This is a genomic window from Pseudomonas sp. GW823-FHT05G12 (genome assembly GCF_058795575.1).
Genome location: NZ_CM179501.1, coordinates 2,692,118 through 2,714,699, shown reverse-complemented (window position 1 = coordinate 2,714,699; position 22,582 = coordinate 2,692,118). Strand labels below are relative to the sequence as shown.

The 22,582-nt window shown below is 62.6% G+C and carries 17 protein-coding genes; 12 read left to right on the top strand and 5 right to left on the bottom strand.

What is annotated here, in order from left to right:
- Positions 1 to 125: 125 nt before the first annotated feature.
- The gene (locus AC3RCM_RS12255) at positions 126 to 719 is read right to left on the bottom strand and encodes a lytic transglycosylase domain-containing protein (protein ID WP_004576566.1); all 594 of its coding nucleotides are present in this window, start codon (positions 717 to 719) and stop codon (positions 126 to 128) included.
- A 185-nt stretch (positions 720 to 904) separates the two neighbouring features.
- On the opposite strand from AC3RCM_RS12255, the gene gspG reads away from it, so the two are divergent.
- From gspG to AC3RCM_RS12220, 7 genes are all read left to right on the top strand, one after another.
- On the top strand, positions 905 to 1,330 hold the full coding sequence (gspG, locus tag AC3RCM_RS12250; protein ID WP_014861762.1) for a type II secretion system major pseudopilin GspG: 426 nt from the start codon (positions 905 to 907) through the stop codon (positions 1,328 to 1,330).
- Positions 1,331 to 1,341: 11 nt separating this feature from the next.
- Positions 1,342 to 2,532 carry a type II secretion system F family protein gene (locus tag AC3RCM_RS12245; protein WP_012052183.1) on the top strand — a complete coding sequence of 397 codons (1,191 nt, stop codon included), beginning with the start codon at positions 1,342 to 1,344 and terminating at the stop codon, positions 2,530 to 2,532.
- Positions 2,533 to 2,723: 191 nt separating this feature from the next.
- Entirely contained in the window at positions 2,724 to 3,965 is a 1,242-nt protein-coding gene (mexE, locus tag AC3RCM_RS12240) for a multidrug efflux RND transporter periplasmic adaptor subunit MexE (protein WP_492629640.1), read from the top strand.
- 12 nt (positions 3,966 to 3,977) lie between these two features.
- Entirely contained in the window at positions 3,978 to 7,157 is a 3,180-nt protein-coding gene (locus AC3RCM_RS12235) for an efflux RND transporter permease subunit (protein ID WP_003253849.1), read from the top strand.
- Positions 7,154 to 8,569: an efflux transporter outer membrane subunit gene (locus tag AC3RCM_RS12230; protein WP_064493284.1), complete on the top strand. Its 1,416-nt coding sequence runs from the start codon at positions 7,154 to 7,156 to the stop codon at positions 8,567 to 8,569. The genes AC3RCM_RS12235 and AC3RCM_RS12230 overlap by 4 nt, the downstream gene beginning before the upstream one ends.
- 224 nt (positions 8,570 to 8,793) lie before the next feature.
- Positions 8,794 to 9,849 carry a HEAT repeat domain-containing protein gene (locus AC3RCM_RS12225; protein WP_064493283.1) on the top strand — a complete coding sequence of 352 codons (1,056 nt, stop codon included), beginning with the start codon at positions 8,794 to 8,796 and terminating at the stop codon, positions 9,847 to 9,849.
- Between the two features lie 78 nt (positions 9,850 to 9,927).
- Positions 9,928 to 11,544 carry a response regulator gene (locus AC3RCM_RS12220; protein WP_064493282.1) on the top strand — a complete coding sequence of 539 codons (1,617 nt, stop codon included), beginning with the start codon at positions 9,928 to 9,930 and terminating at the stop codon, positions 11,542 to 11,544.
- A 6-nt stretch (positions 11,545 to 11,550) separates the two neighbouring features.
- On the opposite strand, the gene AC3RCM_RS12215 is transcribed toward AC3RCM_RS12220, so the two are convergent.
- The gene (locus AC3RCM_RS12215; RefSeq protein ID WP_081273301.1) at positions 11,551 to 13,614 is read right to left on the bottom strand and encodes a hybrid sensor histidine kinase/response regulator; all 2,064 of its coding nucleotides are present in this window, start codon (positions 13,612 to 13,614) and stop codon (positions 11,551 to 11,553) included.
- Positions 13,615 to 13,807: 193 nt separating this feature from the next.
- On the opposite strand from AC3RCM_RS12215, the gene AC3RCM_RS12210 reads away from it, so the two are divergent.
- The gene (locus tag AC3RCM_RS12210) at positions 13,808 to 14,494 is read left to right on the top strand and encodes a type 1 glutamine amidotransferase domain-containing protein (RefSeq protein ID WP_064493280.1); all 687 of its coding nucleotides are present in this window, start codon (positions 13,808 to 13,810) and stop codon (positions 14,492 to 14,494) included.
- A 129-nt stretch (positions 14,495 to 14,623) separates the two neighbouring features.
- Complete coding sequence (locus tag AC3RCM_RS12205; RefSeq protein WP_064493279.1) at positions 14,624 to 15,430, top strand: CSS-motif domain-containing protein; 807 nt, start codon at positions 14,624 to 14,626, stop codon at positions 15,428 to 15,430.
- 23 nt (positions 15,431 to 15,453) lie between these two features.
- Here AC3RCM_RS12205 and hppD read toward each other — a convergent pair whose 3' ends face one another.
- A complete protein-coding gene (gene hppD / locus AC3RCM_RS12200; RefSeq protein ID WP_104961566.1) occupies positions 15,454 to 16,530 on the bottom strand; it encodes a 4-hydroxyphenylpyruvate dioxygenase in 1,077 nt (358 codons plus the stop codon).
- 299 nt (positions 16,531 to 16,829) lie between these two features.
- On the opposite strand from hppD, the gene AC3RCM_RS12195 reads away from it, so the two are divergent.
- Positions 16,830 to 18,416 (top strand): EAL domain-containing protein, encoded by a 1,587-nt coding sequence (locus tag AC3RCM_RS12195; RefSeq protein WP_064493277.1) that lies wholly within the window; start codon positions 16,830 to 16,832, stop codon positions 18,414 to 18,416.
- 33 nt (positions 18,417 to 18,449) lie between these two features.
- Positions 18,450 to 19,337, top strand: coding sequence for an EamA family transporter RarD (rarD, locus tag AC3RCM_RS12190; protein ID WP_064493276.1), 888 nt, complete (start codon positions 18,450 to 18,452; stop codon positions 19,335 to 19,337).
- Here rarD and AC3RCM_RS12185 read toward each other — a convergent pair.
- Positions 19,300 to 20,871 (bottom strand): TerC family protein, encoded by a 1,572-nt coding sequence (locus AC3RCM_RS12185; protein WP_064493275.1) that lies wholly within the window; start codon positions 20,869 to 20,871, stop codon positions 19,300 to 19,302. The genes rarD and AC3RCM_RS12185 overlap by 38 nt on opposite strands.
- 292 nt (positions 20,872 to 21,163) lie before the next feature.
- Here AC3RCM_RS12185 and AC3RCM_RS12180 point away from each other — a divergent pair, with 292 nt between their 5' ends.
- Positions 21,164 to 21,745 carry a LysE family translocator gene (locus tag AC3RCM_RS12180; protein ID WP_047605196.1) on the top strand — a complete coding sequence of 194 codons (582 nt, stop codon included), beginning with the start codon at positions 21,164 to 21,166 and terminating at the stop codon, positions 21,743 to 21,745.
- Here AC3RCM_RS12180 and AC3RCM_RS12175 read toward each other — a convergent pair.
- Complete coding sequence (locus AC3RCM_RS12175) at positions 21,710 to 22,558, bottom strand: helix-turn-helix transcriptional regulator (RefSeq protein WP_003253877.1); 849 nt, start codon at positions 22,556 to 22,558, stop codon at positions 21,710 to 21,712. The genes AC3RCM_RS12180 and AC3RCM_RS12175 overlap by 36 nt on opposite strands.
- Positions 22,559 to 22,582: the final 24 nt, after the last annotated feature.

The following is a 22,582-nucleotide window of genomic DNA, read 5'->3' as shown; positions in this document are numbered from 1 at the left end:
GGGAAACTATAGTATTAAATTGATGGCATCCGCCGAAGGGTATTTATTCGCCCTGACTTCACCTACCCAAAACAGCTTGAGGGTGGCGCGGCCCCTGCGGGAATGCTTGAGCTGCACGCCCGCTGTTACAAAGACGAATCATCCGTCAACCCTTGCAACTTTCGATACTCGCGCAGCACCGTGGGCACATAGCGCCGGGTCTCGGCAAACGGCGGCACGGCACCGCGCCGCAGTACAGCATCCGGGCCAGCGTTGTAGGCCGCCACGGCCAAGGTGATGTCGTTGTCGAACAGGGTGAGCATCTGCTTGAGGTAGCGTGCCCCGCCCTGCACATTGTCTTCCGGGTCCAGGCGGTCTTGCACCCCCATCTCGCGGGCGGTGTCCGGCATCAGTTGCATCAACCCCACTGCACCCGCCCGCGAACGGGCTTTGGGGTTGTAGCCGGACTCGGCCTTGATCACCGCGTGCAGCAGCGCCGGCGGCAGGTTGTGGAGGCGCGCAGCCGTGGCGACTACCTCGGCGTAAGGGCGGCCGGTGATCATCTGCGCTTTGACCGGCCCGCCCTGGGCCAGCGGCTCGCTGATCACCTTCTCATAGTGTCGCCCTGGTCGATGGACATTGGTCAGTACGTAGCCACCCTTGGCATCGATTGAGATGTACACATCGGCCTGGGCAGCACCTGCCGCCAGCCAGATCAAACCGAGGATGAGTCCACGCATGCCGGTCGCCTCTTCGTCGTGGCCCCCGATGTGGGGGAAATGCCCCGGAAAACCCGAGTACATTCACCACGACGCAAGCACTGTGCCGCTTCCTGTGCCGCATGGCGCAAGGCCCCGAGGCAGACGTGCACGGCTGTTGCATGGCGCATGTCAACGCTTGTCCCCATGCAGTGGAGGGTTTCACCATGCAGCGCAGAACCAACCCGCAACGTGGCTTCACTCTGCTTGAACTCCTGGTGGTACTGGTAGTACTCGGCCTGCTGGCCGGCATCGTCGCCCCCAAATACTTCAGTCAGCTAGGCCGCTCCGAGGCCAAGGTAGCGCGGGCGCAGATCGAGGGGCTGAGCAAGGCCCTGGACTTGTACCGTCTGGAGGTCGGCCACTACCCCAACAGCGAACAAGGTTTGCAGGCGCTGGTGGTCGCGCCCAGTGGCGAGGCTCGCTGGACCGGTCCGTACCTGCAGAAGGCCGTGCCGCAAGACCCGTGGGGCCGCGCTTACATCTACCGGCAACCTGGCGAGAACGGCGGTGAATACGACCTGCTGTCGATGGGCAAGGACGGCCAGCCGGGTGGCGATGGCGAAAACGCTGAAATTACCAGCTGGCAGTAAGGAGAGCGGCCATGCGCTACAGCCTCAAGGCCCTGGGTAGGCAGGGCGTGGTGCAGTTGCAGATCGACGCCGAGGACGCCGACCAGGCCCGCCGCCAGGCCGAAGACCAGGGCCTGCGTGTGCTCAGCCTGCGCAGCAGCGGCGGCGCCCTGCGCAGCATGGCCTGGCGACGTGAAGCGGCGTTCGACCTGGTGCTGTTCAGCCAGGAACTGTCAACCTTGCTCAATGCCGGCCTGCCGCTGATTGACGCACTGGAAAGCCTGGCGGAGAAGAGCCCCGCAGCGACAGCGCGCAAGGTGCTCGCCGAGCTGGTGCGCCAGCTGTACGAGGGCCGCTCGCTGTCCCAGGCGCTGGGCCAGCAACCGCGGGTATTCCCGCCGTTGTATGTGGCGCTGGTGCAGTCCAGCGAACGCACCGGTGCTCTGGGCGACGCCCTCACCCGCTACATCAGCTATCGCCAGCGCCTGGACCTGGTCCGGCAGAAGCTGGTGGGTGCCTCGGTCTACCCGTTACTGCTGTTGCTGGTGGGAGGCGGTGTGGTGCTGTTCCTGCTCGGCTACGTGGTGCCGCGTTTCAGCCAGGTGTTCGAAGGCATGGGCACCGAGCTACCCTGGCTGTCACGGGTGCTGATGCAGGTCGGCCTGTTTCTGCATGCCCAGCAAGCGCCACTGGCGCTGGGCACCGTCGGTGGGGTCGCGGCGCTTTGGCTGCTGCGCCGGCACCCGCGTGTACGGTACTGGGCCTCCTGCCAACTGCGGCGCCTGCCCGCACTGCACCAGCGCCTGATGATGTACGAGCTGGCGCGTTTCTATCGCTCGCTGGGCATTCTGCTGCAAGGCGGCATCCCCATCCTCACCGCCATGGGCATGGCCCGCGGCCTGCTCGGCAACGCAGCAGCGCAGGGTCTGGAGCAGGCCAGCCAGCGGGTGGGCGAAGGGCTGCCGCTTTCCGATGCTCTGGCGGCCGGGCACCTGGTGACGCCGGTATCCCTGCGCCTGCTGCGCGCTGGTGAGCAGTCTGGCAACCTGGGCGAGATGCTGGAGCGCTGCGCCGACTTCCATGACCAGGAAATCGGCCGCTGGGTGGAATGGTTCGTCAAACTGTTCGAACCGCTGCTGATGACCTTCATCGGCCTGCTGATCGGCCTGATCGTAATCCTCATGTACATGCCGATCTTCGAGCTGGCCTCAAGTATTCACTGAATGGCCAGGCCCAGGCTTTCGCGTAACCTGAAGCCCACACAGGCGGTGTTCTGCGCCCAACCCGGGCCGCCATCGATAGTTGATCCCCACTTATCATTCAGCGTGATATTAACCTTCGTCCCGTTCGATTCGTGCCTCACGCGCAACACACTCACACTCCGCCCACTACTAATACATTGGCGGAGTTCTCCATGGAACAATCACTCAAACCCTTGCGCTTCCCCCTCGCTGCCCTGGCAGTGGTGGTGATCAGCGCTTGCGGTCGAACCCCCGACGCGGTGCAGGCTCCCGCTGCGCCGAAGGTAAGTGTGGCCAAGGTGATCGAGCAACCGATCACCGAATGGGACGAGTTCACCGGCCGCCTCGAAGCCCCGGAAACCGTCGAAGTGCGCCCGCGGGTCTCCGGCCAGATCGACCTGGTCGCCTTCACCGAAGGCGCTCAGGTCAAGAAAGGCGACCTGCTGTTCCAGATCGACCCACGCCCGTTCCAGGCCGAAGTCCGCCGCCTCGAAGCCCAGCTGCAACAAGCCAAGGCCACCGCCATCCGCAGCGCCAACGAAGCCCGTCGTGGCGAGCGCCTGCGTGACAGCAATGCCATCTCCGCCGAACTGGCCGAATCGCGCAGCAGTGCCGCCGCCGAAGCCCGTGCCGGGGTCGATGCGATCCAGGCCCAGCTCGACCTGGCGCGCCTGAACCTCAGCTTCACCCGCGTCACCGCGCCCATCAGCGGCCGAGTCAGCCGCGCCGAGTTCACCGCCGGCAACATCGTCACCGCCGATGTCACCCCGCTGACCAGCGTGGTGTCCACCGACAAGGTCTACGCCTACTTCGACGCCGACGAGCGCGTGTACCTCAAGTACACCCAGCTGGCCCGTGAAGGCCAGCGTAGCCAGAGCACCCCGGTATACCTGGGCCTGACCAACGAAAACGGCAACCCGCACCTGGGCCAGATGAACTTCGTCGACAACCAGGTCAACCCGCGCACCGGCACCATCCGCGGCCGCGCGGTATTCGACAACAGCAATGGCCAGTTCACCCCGGGCCTGTATGCGCGCCTGAAGCTGGTCGGCAGCGCCCAGTACGACGCCATGCTGATCAACGACGAAGCCGTGGGTACTGACCTTGGCAAGAAGTTTGTGCTGGTCATGGACAAGGACAACAAGGCCACCTACCGCGCCGTGGAACTGGGGCCGAAGCTGGAAGGCTTGCGCATCGTGCGCAGCGGCCTGGGCAAGGACGACCGCATCGTGGTCAAGGGCCTGCAGCGCGTACGCCCTGGTTCGCCGGTAACCCCGGAAGAAACACAGATGGCCAGCGAACAAACCCTCGCCGCCCTCGCCCAGCAGCGCCAGGCCCTGGAGGCCAGCAACCCGGCGCCGAAGGTGGCGGGCAACAACGTGAAAGTCGCCAGCGCCCAGGCGCCACGCGGTTAAGGGACCCTACCGATGAACTTCTCGAAATTCTTCATTACCCGGCCGATCTTCGCCGCGGTGCTGTCGCTGGTGCTGCTGATCGCGGGTTCGATCTCGCTGTTCCAGCTGCCGATCAGCGAATACCCCGAAGTGGTGCCGCCCACCGTGGTGGTGCGCGCCAACTTCCCCGGCGCCAACCCCAAGGTCATCGGCGAAACCGTTGCCGCGCCGCTGGAGCAGGCCATTACCGGTGTGGAGAACATGCTGTACATGTCCTCCCAGTCCACTGCGGACGGCAAGCTGACGCTGACCATCACCTTCGCCCTGGGTACCGACCTGGACAACGCCCAGGTGCAGGTGCAGAACCGCGTGACCCGTACCCAGCCCAAGCTGCCCGAGGAAGTGACCCGTATCGGTATCACCGTCGACAAGGCCTCGCCTGACCTGACCATGGTCGTGCACCTGACCTCGCCGGACAACCGCTACGACATGCTCTACCTGTCCAACTACGCCATCCTCAACATCAAGGACGAACTGGCGCGCCTGGGCGGCGTAGGCGACGTGCAGCTGTTTGGCATGGGCGACTACTCGCTGCGCGTCTGGCTGGACCCGAACAAGACCGCTTCGCGCAACCTGACGGCCAGTGATGTGGTCGCGGCAATCCGCGAGCAGAACCGCCAGGTAGCCGCTGGCCAGCTGGGCGCGCCACCTGCCCCAGGCTCGACCAGCTTCCAGCTGTCGATCAATACCCAGGGCCGTCTGGTCAACGAGGAAGAGTTCGAAAACATCATCATCCGCGCCGGTGCCGATGGCGAGATCACCCGCCTGAAAGACATCGCCCGGGTCGAACTCGGCTCCAGCCAGTACGCCCTGCGCTCGCTGCTGAACAACCAGCCGGCGGTGGCCATCCCGATTTTCCAGCGCCCAGGCTCCAACGCCATCGAGATCTCCGACGAAGTGCGGGCGAAAATGGCCGAGCTGAAAAAGGACTTCCCGGAAGGGATGGACTACAGCATCGTCTATGACCCGACCATCTTCGTGCGCGGCTCCATCGAAGCGGTGGTGCACACCCTGTTCGAAGCCCTGGTGCTGGTGGTGCTGGTGGTGATCCTGTTCCTGCAGACCTGGCGCGCCTCGATCATCCCGCTGCTGGCGGTGCCGGTCTCGCTGATCGGTACCTTCGCGGTCATGCACCTGTTCGGTTTTTCACTCAACGCGCTGTCGTTATTCGGGCTGGTGCTCGCCATCGGTATCGTGGTGGACGATGCCATCGTCGTGGTGGAGAACGTCGAACGTAACATCGGGCTGGGCCTGAAACCGCTGGAAGCCACGCAAAAGGCCATGAGCGAAGTGACCGGGCCGATCATCGCCACCGCCCTGGTGCTGTGCGCGGTGTTCGTACCTGCAGCGTTCATTTCCGGCCTGACCGGGCAGTTCTACAAACAGTTCGCCCTGACCATCGCCATCTCGACCGTCATTTCGGCGTTCAACTCGCTGACCCTGTCGCCAGCCTTGGCCGCGGTGCTGCTCAAGGACCATCATGCACCCAAGGACCGTTTCTCGCGGTTCCTCGACAAGCTGCTGGGCAGCTGGCTGTTCTCCCCTTTCAACCGGTTCTTCGACCGGGCCAGCCACAGCTACGTCGGTGGCGTGCGCCGCGTCATCCGCTCCAGCGGCATCGCCCTGTTCGTGTATGCCGGCCTGATGGGCCTGACCTACCTCGGTTTCTCGTCCACGCCGACCGGTTTCGTGCCGGCCCAGGACAAGCAGTACCTGGTGGCCTTCGCCCAACTGCCGGACGCGGCCAGCCTCGACCGTACCGAAGCGGTGATCAAGCGCATGAGCGAAATCGCCCTGAAGCAGCCTGGCGTGGCCGACTCGGTAGCCTTCCCGGGCCTGTCGATCAACGGTTTCACCAACAGCCCCAACAGCGGCATCGTGTTCACCCCGCTCAAACCATTCGATGAGCGCAAGGACCCGAGCCAGTCGGCGGCAGCCATCGCAGCCGCGCTGAATGCCCAGTTCGCCGACATCCAGGACGCCTACATCGCCATCTTCCCACCGCCGCCGGTACAGGGCCTGGGCACGATTGGCGGGTTCCGTCTGCAAATCGAAGACCGTGGCAACCTGGGTTACGAAGCGCTGTACAAGGAAACCCAGAACATCATCGCCAAGAGCCACAACGTCCCAGAGCTGGCTGGCCTGTTCACCAGCTACCAGGTCAACGTGCCACAAGTCGATGCCGCCATCGACCGGGAAAAGGCCAAGACCCACGGAGTGGCGATCACCGACATCTTCGACACCCTGCAGGTTTACCTGGGCTCGCTGTACACCAACGACTTCAACCGCTTTGGCCGCACTTACCAGGTCAACGTCCAGGCCGAGCAGCAGTTCCGCCTTGATGCCGAGCAGATCGGCCAACTGAAGGTGCGCAACAACCTTGGCGAGATGATCCCGCTGGCGACCTTCCTCAAGGTCAGCGACACCTCCGGGCCGGACCGGGTGATGCACTACAACGGCTTCATCACTGCCGAGATCAACGGCGCTGCCGCCCCGGGCTACAGCTCTGGTCAGGCGGAAGCTGCAATCGAGAAGCTGCTGAAAGAGGAACTGCCCAACGGCATGACCTTCGAGTGGACCGACCTGACCTACCAGCAGATCCTCTCGGGCAATACCGCATTGCTGGTGTTCCCACTGTGCGTACTGCTGGCGTTCCTGGTGCTGGCCGCCCAGTACGAAAGCTGGAGCCTGCCGCTGGCGGTGATCCTGATCGTGCCGATGACCCTGTTGTCGGCCATCACCGGTGTGATCGTATCGGGTGGCGACAACAACATCTTCACCCAGATCGGCCTGATCGTACTGGTGGGCCTGGCGTGCAAGAACGCGATCCTGATCGTCGAATTCGCCAAGGACGAACAGGCCAAGGGCCTCGACCCGCTGGCTGCGGTGCTGGAAGCCTGCCGCCTGCGTCTGCGGCCGATCCTGATGACCTCGATCGCCTTCATCATGGGTGTGGTGCCCCTGGTGTTCAGCTCCGGTGCAGGTTCGGAAATGCGCCATGCCATGGGTGTGGCGGTGTTCTCGGGGATGATCGGCGTGACCGTGTTCGGCCTGTTCCTGACCCCGGTGTTCTTCTTCCTGATCCGCCGTTTCGTCGAGCGTCGCCAGGCCCGCAAGGCTGAACACGCTCAAGTGCTGGAGAACCACGCATGAACCTGCTCAAACCCCTGACCCCAAGCCTGCTGGCACTGGCCCTGGCGGCCTGTGCGGTAGGCCCGGACTACCAGGCGCCAGCCACCGAACCTGCGCAATTGGGCAGCGATGTGCAGGCCAAGGCCTACGACCGTAGCCGCTTCGAGAGCCTGTGGTGGAAGCAGTTCGACGACCCGGTGCTGAACCAGCTGGTGCAGGCTTCGCTGGACGGCAACCGAGACTTGCGCGTGGCCTTCGCCCGCCTGAAATCGGCCCGTTCGATCCGCGAAGATGCCGAAAACGACCCGTTCCCGGTGGTCACCAGCCGTGCCAGCAGCGATCTCGGCAAAGGCCAGATCCCCGGCCAGACCACGCAGCGGGTGAACAGCGAGCGCTACGACCTGGGCCTGGACATGGCCTGGGAACTTGACCTGTTCGGCCGCATCCAGCGCCAGCTCGAAGCCAGCGAAGCCCAGGAAGCGGTGGCCGCCGCCGACCTGCAACAGTTGCAGGTCAGCCTGATCGCCGAACTGGTCGATGCCTACGGGCAGCTGCGCGGTGCCCAGTTGCGCGAGAAGATCGCCCTGGCCAACCTGAAGACCCAGCAGGAATCACGCACCATTACCGAAACCCTGCGCGATGCGGGCGTGGGCAATGACCTCGACGTGGTGCGTGCCGATGCGCGCCTGGCCGGGGTCGAAGCCACCGTGCCACAACTGCAAGCCGAACAGGCACGGGCGCGGCATCGCATCGCCACCCTGCTCGGCCAGCGCCCTGACGCGCTCAGCGTAGACCTGTCGCCCAAGGCCCTGCCGGCCATCGCCAAGGCGCTGCCGGTCGGTGACCCGGGTGAGCTGCTGCGCCGCCGCCCGGACATCCGCAGCGCCGAGCGCCAGCTGGCGGCCGCCACCGCCAACGTTGGCGTGGCCACCGCCGACCTGTTCCCCCGCGTCAGCCTCAGTGGCTTCCTCGGTTTTACCGCCGCCCGCGGCTCGCAGATCGGCTCGTCGGCAGCCAACGCCTGGGCGCTGGGCCCGAGCATCACCTGGGCGGCCTTCGACCTGGGCAGCGTGCGGGCCCGCCTGCGCGGCGCCAAGGCCGATGCCGAAGGGGCACTGGCCAACTACGAACAGCAGGTGCTGCTGGCGCTGGAAGAGTCGGCCAACGCCTTCAGCGATTACGACAAGACCCAGCAGCGTCTGCTGTCGCTGATGCGCCAGAGCGACGCCAGCCGCAAGGCAGCAGAACTGGCCTCGATTCGTTATCGCGAGGGTACCGTGGACTACCTGGTACTGCTCGATGCCGAACGTGAGCGGCTAAGTGCTGAAGATGCACAAGCTCAGGGTGAGGTCGACCTTTATCGCGGCATCGTCTCGATCTACAAGGCCCTGGGTGGCGGCTGGCAACCGGAGACGGTGGCCAGCGCGCACTGATTCCACTGCCTCAACGACTCCTTTGGTTGGCTCCTCCCCCAACCGTTTGCCCCGCAGGCCATGGCCCGCGGGGCTTTTTTATGTTTGCCATCGTATTCACCCCAATACGCAGTGCATGGAATGCCACCGCAGGCCTGGCGCCTGGCCAACGGCGTGCCCGGTTCGGTTGCATTTACCCCCCGGCTGGCCCAAGCTCTGCCCTTCCCGCCGCCACGGATCGTCCGATGCCCAGACGCAACCGCTACCTGATCGCCCTGCTGTTGTCGATTCTGGTATCGGCCCTGTTCGGCTACCTGTGGCGCGACGCCCCGCCAACCCCGCCAACCTTGCCAGCACACAGCTACGCCAAGGCGCTGCGCCAGGCCCACGACGGTCAGCCCGGCGCCGCACGGGTGCTGTACCAGCAATTGCAGCGTAACGACCTGCCTGCGATCCGCCGTGCGGCACTGTACGCCGAGTTGCCCAACTACCCCTCGCCGCAGGCATTGAAACTGGCCCGCCAGGACCTGGAACATGCCGAGCCGCTGGTGCGTCGAGCGGCCATTGCCAGTATCCGCCGCCTGTTACCGCCAGCACAGCGCAGCCTGGTACTCGGCCCGCTGCTGGACGACAGTGAGCAAAGCGTGCGTTTTGCCGCCGTGGATGCCCTGCTGGGCCTCGATCCCGACGCCATCGGCCTCTATTTCGGCCCCCTGCAGTCAGCCTTGGAGCAATACCAGCAAGCCCTGGAGCAACAGCCTGAAGATGCCGAGGCCCAAGTGCACCTGGCGCGCCTGTACCTGCACGAAAACGACTACACGCACGCCGCTGCGGCCCTGCAGCGTGCGCTCGCGGTTGCCCCCGGCAACCTCGATGCCCTGGCGACTCAGGTACGCCTGCTCGAGCGCCAGGGCCACCACGACGCCTCCCGCCAGGTGCTGGGCAAAGCCCTGGCGCTGAGCCCCGACTCGGCCTTTCTGCAGTATGAGCTAGGGCTTTGGCTGAAGCGCCACGAACAGCGCGAGTATGCCTTGCTGGCCCTGTCCCGCGCCGTCGAACTGGACCCGGACAACGCCGATTACCGCTATACCCTGGCAGTCACCCTGCATGAGCTGGACCAGCTCGACGCCGCCCAGAAGCAACTGGAAACCGTGCTCAATCGGCAGCCAGCCAATCGCCGGGCACGGGTGCTGCTGATTCAGTACTGGAAAGAGTCCGGCCAGTTGCAGAACGTGCAAGTATCGCTCGCCGAGCTGGAGCGTCAGAACCCGGACGACCCTGTGCTGCAACAGGGCCTGTAGGCAGTACCTGAACTTAGTTGAACCCTGAGCCTGTGCCAGGGTCCAGTGGGTATAAGGCCACCCTAAAGGAGAGTCGTTTTGGCCAGTTCGTTGGCGCTGGATGAACGTGCCTTGATCCTCGCACCGCCACAACTGGCGGCGGATACCTCACGTCTGCTGACTTCCGCCGGCATCAACAGCCTCTGCGCGGTCGACCTGGCCAACCTGCAGGCGCGTCTGACCGAGGGCGCAGGGTTGGCGATCATTGCCGAGCAGGTGTTCAGCCAAGGCCCAAGCGCCTTGCTGCAGGCATTCATCGACCAGCAACCCAGCTGGTCGGATTTGCCCATCGTGCTGCTGACCCAGGGCGCCTGGTCGACCGCTGGCGTGAATCATCATCCAGTGGGCAATCTTCTCTGGCTGGTCACGCCCTACGAAAATGCCCAGTTGCTGCACATGACCCAGTCCGCGCTGCGCAACCGGCGGCGACAGTACGTGACACGTGACCAGCTCCATGGCATGCAGCAGCGCCTGGACAGCCGGCCTTCAACCCCGGACGAAGAGCAGGACCGCAGTGAGTTCACCCGCTGCCAGGCACGCAAGATGGAGGCCATCGGCCAACTGGCCGGCGGCGTCGCCCATGATTTCAACAACCTGCTCACCAGCATCAGCGGCAGCTTCGAACTTATCCAGCGGCGCCTGCGCCAAGGCCGCAGCGACGGCCTGGATGGCGTTCTGTGCATGGGCCGCGAGGCCGTTTCACGCGCCGCCCGCCTGACCCACCGCTTGCTTGCCTTCTCTTCCCGTCAATCGCTGCACAGCCAACGTATAGATCTGCATACCTTGCTCAAGGCAGAACGCCTGGGCGCTCGCCTGAGCCCGTCGATAACCCTGCAAGTGCACGCGGCCAAAGACCTGTGGCCCGTGGAGGCGGATGACCAGCAGTTGCAGGAGGCCCTCGACAACCTGCTGCTCAATGCCCGCGAGGCCATGCCCAACGGTGGCCTGCTATGCATCGAGGCGAACAATCATCACATCGCCACCGAGCAAGCTGCTGACGGCGCTTTGCGCACTGGCGACTATGTGCGCCTGCGAATAACCGACAGCGGCCAAGGCATGGCGCAAAGCACGCTGGAGCACGCCTTCGAACCCTTCTTCAGCACCAAGGCGACCGGCCAGGGCATTGGCCTGGGGTTGTCGATGGTGTACGGCTTCAGCAAGCAGTCCCATGGGCATATCACCCTCAGCAGCGAGATCGGCCAGGGAACCCAGGTGGAGCTGTATTTGCCACGCCATGTCGACCAGGCCCTGTCATACAGCGAACCTGTGCCAGCCAGGCAAGACGGCTGCAGCCGACACGTGCTGGTTGTCGAGGACGATCCCCATGTGCGCCAACTGCTTTGCCAGGCGCTGGACGAAAGCGGCTTCCCCTGCCAAAGCGCAGCCGACGCCAATGAGGGACTGAAGGTGCTGCGCTCGGCACAACCGGTGGATTTGCTCATCACCGATGTGGGCTTGCCCGGCATGAACGGCCGGCAACTGGCAGAAATTGCCCGCAGCCTGCGCCCACGATTACCGGTGCTGTTCATCACCGGTTACGCGGAAACGGCCATGGCCCGCGAAGGCTTCCTGGGCGCTGACATGCACCTGATCTGCAAGCCGTTCGAGTTGCAGCAGTTGCAGGCTCGAGTGACACACATTCTAGGCAAGCCTTGAAGTGCCTTACACGTCAAGCAGGCGTAGCGCCTCATCGGCAAGATGCGCCAGGGAAAACGGCTTGTTCAACAATGCCGTGCCCGGCTGATCGAGCAATTGCGCTTCAATGGACTGATCTGCATAACCGGTGATGAACAGAATTTTTTGCTGTGCAAGCTGCATGCGCATGGCCTTGGCCACTTGCCGGCCACTGAACCCACCCGGCAAACCGATATCGGTGATGACCAGATCGAAAGGGCCGCCATGGCGAAAGCGCTCCAGTGCGCTATTGGCATCGCCCACATCCGTGACGTCAAACCCACGCTCAGTCAGGTATTCGCGCATGACCGCGCGCAGATCAAGCTCGTCATCCACCAGCAGCAGGCGCTTGCCAAGTGCCATGCGCTGCGAAAGCGGTACCGGCACGGGCTCATCCGGAACCGGCTCATGGCACCTGGGGAAAAGCATGGACACCTTGGTGCCCTGCTCTGGCGCCGACTCGATCCAGGCATACCCGCCCGACTGACGGACGAAGCCATATACCATCGACAGACCAAGCCCGGCCCCACGCCCGAGAGGTTTGGTTGTGTAAAACGGTTCAAAAGCCCTGGCGATATCAACCACTGCCATGCCATGGCCATCATCCTCGACATGCAACGCCACATAGTCGCCTGGCGGCAAGCCACTTTCATCCGGGAAAAACGCAGTCAGCCGTTCGTTCACGCTGCTGATGGTGACATTCCCTTGTTCCAGGCACGCTTCACGCGCATTGGCACACAAGTTGATCAAGGCATTCTCGAGCTGGGGCACGTCCAGGCTCACTGCCCAAGGTGCAATGTCCAGTTGCCAGTGCAAACGCATCTCTGCCCCCAACGCCCGCAGCAAAAGGGGTTCGCTCAAACGTAACTGCCGATTGAAGTCCAGTGGCCGAGGGGCCAATGGCTGATGGCGGGAAAATGCGATCAACCGATGGGTCAGGTCCATGGCCCGCTGCACCGCGTCGCGCGCAACGTCCACGTAGGCCTCCACACGCTCCAGCCGCCCCTCCTGCAAGCGCCGCTGCAGCAGTTCGAGGCTGCCACCAATACCGGACAGCAAGTTGTTCATTTCATGGCCCATGCCGCCTGCCAACTGGCCAACCACCTCCATACGCTCGCTGTTGTGCATCAGCATCTCTGCCTGCCGCGCAGCCTCTTCACGGTCTGCGGTGATGTCGCGGCCAACCGCAGTCAGCAGGCTGCCGTCAAACCTCGCACTCCAGCGAAACCAGTGGTAGTGACCATCGCGGTGTCGCAGGCGGATCTCCAACTGCTCCGCGTGGCTGCATTGCAGCAGCTCGGACACTGCCAATTGCACTTCGGCACGCTCTGTCGGGTGCACCAGCTGCATCACCGACATCGCCTGCACTTGTTCTTCTGTCCAGCCCAGAATGCGGTACCAGGCCGGGTTGGCAGCATGCAGTTTCAGTTCAGGGGTGAGCATCATCATCGCTTCGCGCGACAGCAACCAGAACTGCTCTCGCTCGGCCACATGCTGCTCGACCTGGCGTTCAAAGCTCTGCACCTGCTCACGCCAATGGCGGTGTGCCTCGACGCTGGCCGTGGTCTCGATCACCGTATGCAGAAACCCCGCCACGTTACCGAGTTCATCGTGCAGGGGGGCATAACCGAATGCGCACCATAGTGGTTCGGCGCCTTCACTGCGGACGATACGCAGGGGTGGGTCCTCGACAAAATTCGAGTGGCCTTCCAGTGCCTTGAACACCCAGGGGCCCACTGCAGGCCAGATATCACTCCACAGGGTATCGAACGCCATGCCCAGCGCATCCGGTAATGCCCGCAACGCCCGGTAGCCATCGTTATGCACCACACACAGGTCCGGCCCCCAGACCACCGCACATGGGAAAGGTGACAAATGCATCATGTCCACGGCAATGCGCAACGAAGCAGGCCAGCGCGACAATGGCCCAAGCGAGGTACGCCACCAGTCGAACTGGGCTATCCGCTCCCCCATCGGCTCGATCGATGGCAAAACAGGCGACTGCAGGATGACCTGCGGCGCGGGCTCGCGTGGCTTACCGTTAGCGACCAATATCGTGACTCCAGCAATGCTCAGGGTTGACCACAGCGCCGCCAAGCCTGGCACGCTCGCCCGTGGATGGATTCAAGTTAGCACAGCACGTCCGGCCCACCATGGCGGACTTGCTTGTGGCAGCTATGCTAATTAGGTTTTCCCTCGGGCCAGGGAGCACCGGCCCATTCAGGTTGGCGACGGGAGCAGGGTCATGAGCAAGAAAATTCTGGTGGTGTTGACCAATACAGCGAAGTATCCAACCCTCAAACGGGCGACCGGGTTGTGGCTGGGTGAAGCCGTTCACTTTGTCGAGAAAGTCGAAAAGGCCGGCTACACGGTCGATTATGTCAGCCCACAGGGCGGTTACGTTCCCGTCGACCCGAAAAGCCTGCAGATGGCCCCTGACCTGGACTGGCAGTGGTATGACGACAAGCGCTTCATGACGCGCCTGGGCAGTACCTTGGCCCCAGGGCAGGTGAAGGCCAACGAATACAGCGTCATCTATTACACCGGTGGGCATGGGGTGATGTATGACTTCGCAGAAAACCAGGCTCTGCAGGAACTGGCACGCAAAATCTATGAAAAAGGTGGCATTGTCGCAGCAGTCTGTCACGGCGTAGTCGGCCTGCTGAACATCAAGCTGAGTAACAACTGCCTGCTGCTCAAAGACCGCAAGGTGACCGGCTTTTCCAACATAGAGGAAAAACTGGCCGAACTGGACGACGTAGTGCCGTTCCTGACGGAGAACGAACTTGGGGCTCGCGGCGGTGAGTACAGCAAACATGATGAGCCGTGGAAGCCATACGTGGTCGACGATGACAGGCTGATCACCGGGCAGAACCCCGCTTCCACTGCCTTGCTGGCCGAGGCAGTGCTGAAAAAGCTCAAGGGCAGTTAGCTACATCAAGGCGCTCGCTTTCCTACCGCTTCAACTGCAGCCGGACTACAGCAGCCCGGTCAGCAAATACATAGGCTCAGGGCTCAACTGTTCACCACGGACAGTTTCAGAGCGGAGAACTATTAGCCTATGTCGAAAATCATGCACGCGGGGCGCAGCATGGTGGAGCTGCTGCTGCTCATTGCAGTGGCGCTGGTGCCTGTGGTTTCCGGTTTGCTGGTGATGGCTTTCCAGCTGGAAGCGAAACTTGCGGAAAACGCCAGCATTTCCGTTCAGGAGGCGGTTTTCAGCGTCGACAATGCACTGGACAGAATGCACGAGACGGCCCTGCGCACCCTGCCATTTGCAGGGGAATCTTGCGATAACGTCAAAAGCGCCTTGCAGGACCAGGTTGCCATCCGCTCCATGGTCAGGTCGCTGACCTTGCTCAAAGACAATCAACCCTACTGCAGTACGGCTTCAGGTTCGCTGGAGCATTATTCATCATTCGCGTCGTCCGGCCAGCGGGTCGCATTGTCCTACGGCCCTCCTGACACGCGCCAGAAGCTGCTGGTCGACTTTCACCAGAAGGGCAAAAACAATAGCGTCATCGTGACAGCCTATGCCATGCAGATTCGCAATGAGCTGGATGGCTTTCTGGATGGGCTGACACTGCTGGTCGAATTTGGCGACCGCTACATATGGAGCAATGGTGACAGCCGTGACCTTGAGCGCCCTTCACAGTCAGAATTCTTTACAAGCGCCATGTCGGCCAAGTATGGATACACGGTCAAAGGTGGCTACCCAGCGGGTTTCACCGCTCAGGAAATCCGCCAGTCGGTGCTGCAGATCGTCCCCTCGCTGATGCTGGTGGGGATCGTGACCGGCTCGATCGTCTACCTGGCCCTGTTCAGGGCTCGTGCCAACAGGCGGGGTACCGCCGCCGAACGAACATGACGACGACGGTACTCCAGGGGCGATCAGTCTGTGCTCAGCACGCCACGGCGTACCTGGTCACGTTCGATGGATTCGAACAGCGCCTTGAAGTTGCCCTCACCGAAGCCATCGTCACCTTTGCGCTGGATGAACTCGAAAAAGACCGGGCCAAGCAGGGTTTCAGAGAAAATCTGCAGCAGCAGGCGCTTGTCTTCGGGCTGCGAGGCACCATCGAGCAGGATGCCACGCGCTTGCAGTTGGTCGACCGGCTCACCATGGCCAGGCAGGCGCTCTTCGAGCATTTCGTAGTAGGTTTGCGGTGGCGGGGTCATGAAGCGCATGCCCAGCCCCTTCAGCGCATCCCAGGTCTTGAGCAGGTCATCGGTCAGGAAGGCCACGTGCTGGATACCTTCACCGTTGAACTGCATCAGGAACTCTTCGATCTGCCCTGCGCCCTTGGACGACTCTTCGTTGAGCGGGATGCGGATCATGCCATCAGGCGCAGTCATGGCCTTGGAGGTCAGGCCGGTGTATTCGCCCTTGATGTCGAAGTAGCGGATTTCACGGAAGTTGAACAGTTTCTCGTAGAACCCGGCCCAGTAGGCCATGCGCCCGCGGTAGACGTTATGGGTGAGGTGGTCGATGATTTTCAGGCCAGCACCCACCGGGTTGCGATCCACGCCTTCGATGAAGTTGAAGTCGATGTCGTAGATAGAGCTGCCTTCCTCGAAGCGGTCGATCAGATAGAGCGGTGCCCCCCCGATACCCTTGATCGCCGGCAGGCGCAATTCCATCGGGCCGGTTTCGATTTCTACCGGCTGAGCGCCCAGTTCCAGGGCGCGGGCATAAGCCTCATGGGCATTGCGCACGCGAAAAGCCATGCCACATACCGACGGGCCGTGTTCAGCGGCGAAGTATGAAGCGATGCTTTTGGGTTCATTGTTCAGGATCAGGTTGATGCCACCCTGGCGATACAGGTGCACATCCTTGGAACGGTGGGTGGCCACTTTGGTGAAGCCCAGTATCTGGAATACAGGCTCAAGTACGCCTGGGGTCGGCGAAGCCAGTTCGATGAATTCGAAGCCCATCAGGCCCATTGGATTTTCAAAGATATCAGCCATGTTCGTGTTCTCATCTGCAGCGAAAATTATTGATTGCGTGGGATGTGGAACAGGAACGGCGGTGAGCACGGAATGCCCCGCACGCTACGGGCGAGGTAGTCACCTATGATCAGCTTGAACCCATGGTATGTCATATGGACCCATTCTCGGCGGGCTTGATCCTTCGGAAGTGAAGGACCTTATTGTTGTATTCGTAAATCGATTCTACATTGCGTAAAATGGTTTGTCGCGTTTTAGTTGCTCGTACGCGGCGACAAACGGCTATCCTCTCGTTTTTACTCCATGATAGTCAGATCAGCATGCCCCTTACCGTCAAACGCCGCGCCGCACTCAGCTGGCGCACGCTCTTGCCCTGGGTCGTCGGCGTGCTGCCGGTCATGTGCGGCCTGGCCGTGATGAACTGGCAGGTCGAACGTGAAATGCAGGCCAGCAGCCACGCCACCACCCGCCAGGCGTTGGAGCACGTCGAACACATCCTCGACAACCTGTCCCGTGCCGCCAATTCGCTACTTCCACTGACTGACAGCTCATGCGAGCAGGCCCAGCTCATGCTGCGGGCCCAGGTTACCCGCAATGCCTTCGTGCGCTCGACCAACCTGTTCAGGCACAACAACCTTTATTGCTCCTCGCTGTTCGGCGAGTTCGAAGAACCGGTCAATCCTGGCGATTACGTCGACGGCAAGTTATGGCTGATGGACGGCAACTCGGTTACGCCGGGCCACCCGCTGCTGGTCTACCGTGCCAGCGACGGCGACCACGGTGCAATCACCACGGTGGATGGCGACCACCTGCTGACTGCACTGCGCCTGATCGGCCCCGATGAAGAACTGCAGATCCGCGTGGGCGACGCCTGGATGGGCAAGGACGGGGTGGTCCACAAAGGCGTATCCCCTGCGGCCCCCAGTGCCAACGTGCTGATTGGCTCAACCCGCTACCCTTTCAGCGTGCAGGGCGGCTACAGTGCCGACAAGCAAGGCCAACTGTTACGCAGCCACTACCCTGGCCTGCTCAGTCTGCTGCTGGTACTGGGTGCCTTGGCGGCGCTGGTGTGCCGCTGGCAGATTCGCCGCGCCACCTCTCCGCGTGCCGAACTGGAGCGTGCCCTGCAGGCCGATGAATTCCTGCCGTATTTTCAGCCGGTGGTGCGCAAGGGCGATTACCGCTGGGCTGGCGCGGAAGTGCTGATGCGCTGGCACCACCCGCGAGAGGGCCTGGTTCGCCCCGACCTGTTCATCCCCTATGCCGAACACAGCGGGCAGATTGTCGCCATGACCCGCGCGCTGCTGACACATACCGCGCAAAGCCTGGCGCCCTATGCCGGCCTGTTGGAAGACGGCTTCCATATTGGTGTCAACATCACCGCTGACCACTGCCGCGACCTCAGCCTGCTGGATGACTGCCGCACGTTCCTGCAGCACTTTCCGCCCGGCCGGGTGGTGCTGACCCTGGAACTGACAGAGCGCAAGCTGATCGAGCCTACGCCGGTCACCCTTGAGTTGTTCGAAAAGCTGCATGCCATGGGCGTGATGATTGCCCTCGACGATTTCGGCACCGGCCAGTCGAGCCTCAACTACCTGCGGCAATTCAAGGTCGACTACCTGAAGATCGACCAGAGCTTTGTTGCCATGATCGGCGCCGATGCGCTGTCAGTGCACATACTCGAGACCATCATCGAGCTGTCGGGCAAGCTGGACCTGGGCATCGTTGCCGAGGGTGTGGAAACCGACCTGCAGCGCGACTACCTGGCCGCGCACGGGGTGGACTTCCAGCAGGGTTACCTGTTCGCCAGGCCCATGCCGGCCGCCCAGTTCCTCGAAGCCCTGGCCACTCGCCCGGGCGCAACGCAGTTGCTGCAAGATGCGCCCCCTGAGATCATGCGCAGTTGATCAACCCGCTCAATTCCCGTATTCGAGGCATTCGTGTCAAAAGGCATTGTTTCATCGGTCATGGCGTCCTGCCTGTTCGCTGTGATGTACTACTATACCTCCCTGCTCAAGCCACTCGATGGCGAAGAAATCTTTGGCTGGCGCACCCTGCTGACACTGCCCTGCCTCACATTGTTCATGCTTGTCTCGAAAGACTGGAAGCGGGTGGGCGAACTGATGGGCCGGGTAAAACGCACGCCGGTGCTGTTGCTAGGCATGATCGGCACTTCCTGGCTGATGGGGGTGCAACTGTGGCTGTTTCTCTGGGCGCCCCTGCATGGGCGCAGCCTGGAAGTGTCGATGGGTTACTTCCTGCTGCCACTGGCCATGGTCCTGACCGGGCGGCTGGTATATGGCGAGCGGCTGTCACGCCTGCAGACGGTAGCCGTGGCCTGCGCCGCACTGGGCGTAGGCCACGAGCTGTACCAAAACGGCAGTTTTGCCTGGGAAACCCTGCTGGTAACGATCGGCTACCCGATCTACTTCGTGCTGCGCCGACGCTGCCGCACCGACCACCTGGGCGGCCTGTGGTGCGACATGTGCCTGCTGCTGCCGTGGGCGCTGTACTTCGTGATCCAGAGCCCACTGTCCAACGCTGACCTGCAAGCACACCCCGGGCTGTACGTGTTGGTACCGATCCTTGGCGCGATCAGCGCTTCGGCGCTTATCGCCTACGTGCTGGCCAGCCGCATGCTGCCATTCAGCCTGTTCGGCCTGCTCAGCTACGTCGAACCCGTGCTGCTGGTAGGCGTGGCGTTGCTGCTGGGCGAAACCATCGGCCCGGATCAGTGGCTGACCTACCTGCCAATCTGGGCCGCAGTACTGGTGCTGGTGCTTGAGGGCTTCAAGCACCTGCTACGTCAGCGTCGCCGTTCGGTGTAAGCCGTACCTGGCGTACCCGTCGCTCTTCAACCGCCTCCACGGTCAGCATCCAGCCATTCCAGGCTAGCCGGTCACCGACCATCGGCAGGCGGTCGAGCAAGCTCATCACCAGGCCCGCAAGGGTCTGGTAATCCTCGGTAGCACGGGCGCTGAAGCCAGTACGCGCCTGCACCTGGCTGAGGTTCAGCGCGCCGCTGACCACGAAGCCTTCCCCCTCCTGAACGATGCCCGGGCCTTCAACCTCACTGGCATCCGGCAGCTCACCGGCAATCGACTCAAGGATGTCGGTCATGGTCAACAGCCCGGTGAAGTCACCGAACTCGTTGACCACGAAGGCAATATGGGTCGACTGACCGCGCATTTGCTCCAGGGCATTGAGGATGCTGAAGCTCTCCAGCAGGTTCAACGGCGCCCGGGCCATGCTTTCCAGGTCGGGCTGGCTGCCCGAGAGCAGTTCCTTCAGCAGTTCCTTCTTGTGCACAAAGCCCAAGGGCTCGTCCACGCGACCATCGCGGATCAGCGGCAGGCGCGAGTACGGCGAATTGGCCAGGGCCTGGGCAATGGCGTCGGCCGGTTGCGCCAGGTCGATCACATCAACCTCGGCACGGGCAGTCATCACCGTACGAATCGGCCGCTCGGCCAGGTTCAGCACGCCGCTGATCATGACCCGCTCACGGCGGTCGAACAGCACCTCTTCCCCGCCACCCTCGACCAGGTCGGCAATCTCCTCGCCGACCTCGTCAGCCTCGACCCGGCGGCCGCCCAGCAGGCGCAGCACGGCATGGGCAGTACGTTCGCGCAACGGCCTGTGCTGTTGCAGGCTGCGCTTGCGGCGGGCACGGGCCAGCTGGTTGAACAGCTCGATCAGGATCGAGAAGCCGATGGCCGCGTACAGGTAGCCTTTCGGGATATGGAAGCCCAGGCCTTCGGCGGTGAGGCTGAAACCGATCATCATCAGGAAGCCCAGGCACAGCATGATCACCGTAGGGTGGGCGTTGACGAAGCGGGTCAGCGGCTTGCTGGCAACGATCATGATACCGATCGAGAAGATCACCGCGATCATCATCACGGACAACTCATCGACCATGCCGACCGCCGTGATCACGGCATCCAGCGAGAATACCGCGTCCAGTACCACGATCTGGGCAACGATCGGCCAGAACGCGGCATGGCGCAGCGTGCCGCTGGCCTGGGTCACGTGACCTTCCAGGCGTTCATGCAGCTCCATGGTGGCCTTGAACAGCAGGAACACACCACCGAACAGCATGATCAGGTCACGGCCAGAGAAGCTCTTGCCGAACACTTCGAACAGCGGTGCGGTCAGGGTGACCATCCACGAAATGCTGGCCAACAGGCCCAGGCGCATGATGAGCGCCAGGCTCAGGCCAATGACCCGCGCGCGGTCGCGCTGATGGGGCGGCAACTTATCGGCAAGGATGGCGATGAACACCAGGTTGTCGATACCCAGCACCAGCTCGAGGACGATAAGCGTCAACAGGCCTAACCAGGCCGTGGGGTCGGCTAGCCATTCCATTAGCGGGTACTCACGAGGGGCACGTCACAAGGACGGGAGAAGGATGGCCAGAAAGGCCGAAGACTGGGGGGCTCCGCGAAGGTGCTCATATAGACCTTGATAACAAATTGGGAGAACGATGCTACAAGCACAGCAGGTTTCTGTTGTAGCGCAAAACTATTACAAAACCTGTAACGACCCTGCAACGCCCTATCGCCCCGCGGGAGCGAGTCGTGCGTGGGTACTTTTGTTCAATACATCAGACCGTCGGCGACGCGAGGATGACGCCTCTCCAACCACGTGGATCTTCCTCATGAGCCTATCCCTGTCCATGGCCGCCTTCGCCCTTGCGGCCTCGATCTCTCCCGGCCCGGTCAACATCGTCGCCCTTGGTAGCGGTGCCCGCCATGGCCTGCGCGCCAGCGTTGCACATGTCGCCGGCGCCACGCTGGGGTTCTGCCTGTTGCTGGTGCTGGTCGGGCTGGGCCTGCATCAACTGCTGCTTCGCTGGCCTTTGCTGGGCCTGATGTTGCACTGGGGCGGTGTGGCGTTTCTGCTGTACATGGCGTGGAAGCTGGCCAGTGACGACGGTAACCTGAACAGCGCACAGCCTACCCAAGCCCCTTCCGCCTGGCACGGCGCAGCAATGCAGTGGCTGAACCCCAAAGCCTGGTTGGCAGCCGTTGCCGGGGTGGGTGCCTACACCGGTGGTGAACAGCACTTGCTGTGGCTGTTTACCTGGATCTACGGGCCGATCTGTTTCATCTCAGTGGCCTGCTGGGCCTGGGCCGGCAGCGTGATTCGCCGGTACCTGGACAACCCACGTCACCTGCGCATGCTCAATCGGAGCCTGGCCGTGTTACTGGTTGCCAGTGCGGTTTACCTGATCCTTTAAGGCATGCACGGCTCCTGCAGGAGCACCGAGGCTAGCGACAGCATTTCTGTAATGCCCCGGTGTCGCCGCCAGGTGCTGTTTGAATGCCCGCTGCAGGTGTGCCTGATCAGCGAACCCGGCCTCCTGTGCAACTTCAGCAATTGAGCGGCCCTGGCGCAACTGCGCCCGGGCCAGCTGTACACGCTGGTCTAGCAGGTAACCATGCGGCGTCAGGCCGAAGCGTTGGCGAAACGCACGAATCAGGTAGGAGCGGGACAGGCCGCAAGCCCCGCAGATGTCTTCGAGGCTGAGCGGGTCACTGCGGTGGGCGCGTATGAAAGCAGCCGCTGCATCCAGCCGTGGATTGCCCTGGTCAATCTCGCTGGCATTACGGGCAAGCATGCCCGGCAGCTCGCTGAACAGGGCCGCCAGGCGGGTTTCCCGATCAGGCAGCCTGGCGTCGAACAGGTCGGCAAAGGCCTGCAACAGCCGCCCGTACAACACAGGTGAGCGGCTCCAGGTCTGTGTTGGCAGGGTAAAACCCACTGCCTGCAACCAAGGCTGATCGACGAACAGCATCAGGTAAGACCAGGGTTCCCCGGCAACAGGGTTGCAGGTATGCACCACGCCCGGGTTCATCAACACCGTGGTACCCGCCCCCACCTCAACGCACTGGTCACTGTTGATGTAAGTGCTACGCCCCCCCGTGATCACCCCGATGGAGAAGCTCTCGTGAGAGTGCGCGGCGTAGCACACCTTGCGCCCGTCCCCTACCCGTCGGGCTTCGACGAACGGCAAGGCAGGGTCGCGCCAAAACCGTGATACCTCGATCATCCTCTACTGCCCTGCCCGCCGCGG

Coding starts and splice junctions, on each gene's coding strand:
- mexE (WP_492629640.1), top strand. CDS start 2,724: ATGGAACAATCACTCAAACCCTTGCGCTTCCCCCTCGCTGCCCTGGCA.
- AC3RCM_RS12235 (WP_003253849.1), top strand. CDS start 3,978: ATGAACTTCTCGAAATTCTTCATTACCCGGCCGATCTTCGCCGCGGTG.
- hppD (WP_104961566.1), bottom strand. CDS start 16,530: ATGGCTGATATCTTTGAAAATCCAATGGGCCTGATGGGCTTCGAATTC.
- gspG (WP_014861762.1), top strand. CDS start 905: ATGCAGCGCAGAACCAACCCGCAACGTGGCTTCACTCTGCTTGAACTC.
- AC3RCM_RS12205 (WP_064493279.1), top strand. CDS start 14,624: ATGTCGAAAATCATGCACGCGGGGCGCAGCATGGTGGAGCTGCTGCTG.
- AC3RCM_RS12180 (WP_047605196.1), top strand. CDS start 21,164: ATGAGCCTATCCCTGTCCATGGCCGCCTTCGCCCTTGCGGCCTCGATC.
- AC3RCM_RS12195 (WP_064493277.1), top strand. CDS start 16,830: ATGCCCCTTACCGTCAAACGCCGCGCCGCACTCAGCTGGCGCACGCTC.
- AC3RCM_RS12210 (WP_064493280.1), top strand. CDS start 13,808: ATGAGCAAGAAAATTCTGGTGGTGTTGACCAATACAGCGAAGTATCCA.
- AC3RCM_RS12175 (WP_003253877.1), bottom strand. CDS start 22,558: ATGATCGAGGTATCACGGTTTTGGCGCGACCCTGCCTTGCCGTTCGTC.
- AC3RCM_RS12185 (WP_064493275.1), bottom strand. CDS start 20,871: ATGGAATGGCTAGCCGACCCCACGGCCTGGTTAGGCCTGTTGACGCTT.
- AC3RCM_RS12225 (WP_064493283.1), top strand. CDS start 8,794: ATGCCCAGACGCAACCGCTACCTGATCGCCCTGCTGTTGTCGATTCTG.
- AC3RCM_RS12255 (WP_004576566.1), bottom strand. CDS start 719: ATGCGTGGACTCATCCTCGGTTTGATCTGGCTGGCGGCAGGTGCTGCC.
- AC3RCM_RS12245 (WP_012052183.1), top strand. CDS start 1,342: ATGCGCTACAGCCTCAAGGCCCTGGGTAGGCAGGGCGTGGTGCAGTTG.
- AC3RCM_RS12230 (WP_064493284.1), top strand. CDS start 7,154: ATGAACCTGCTCAAACCCCTGACCCCAAGCCTGCTGGCACTGGCCCTG.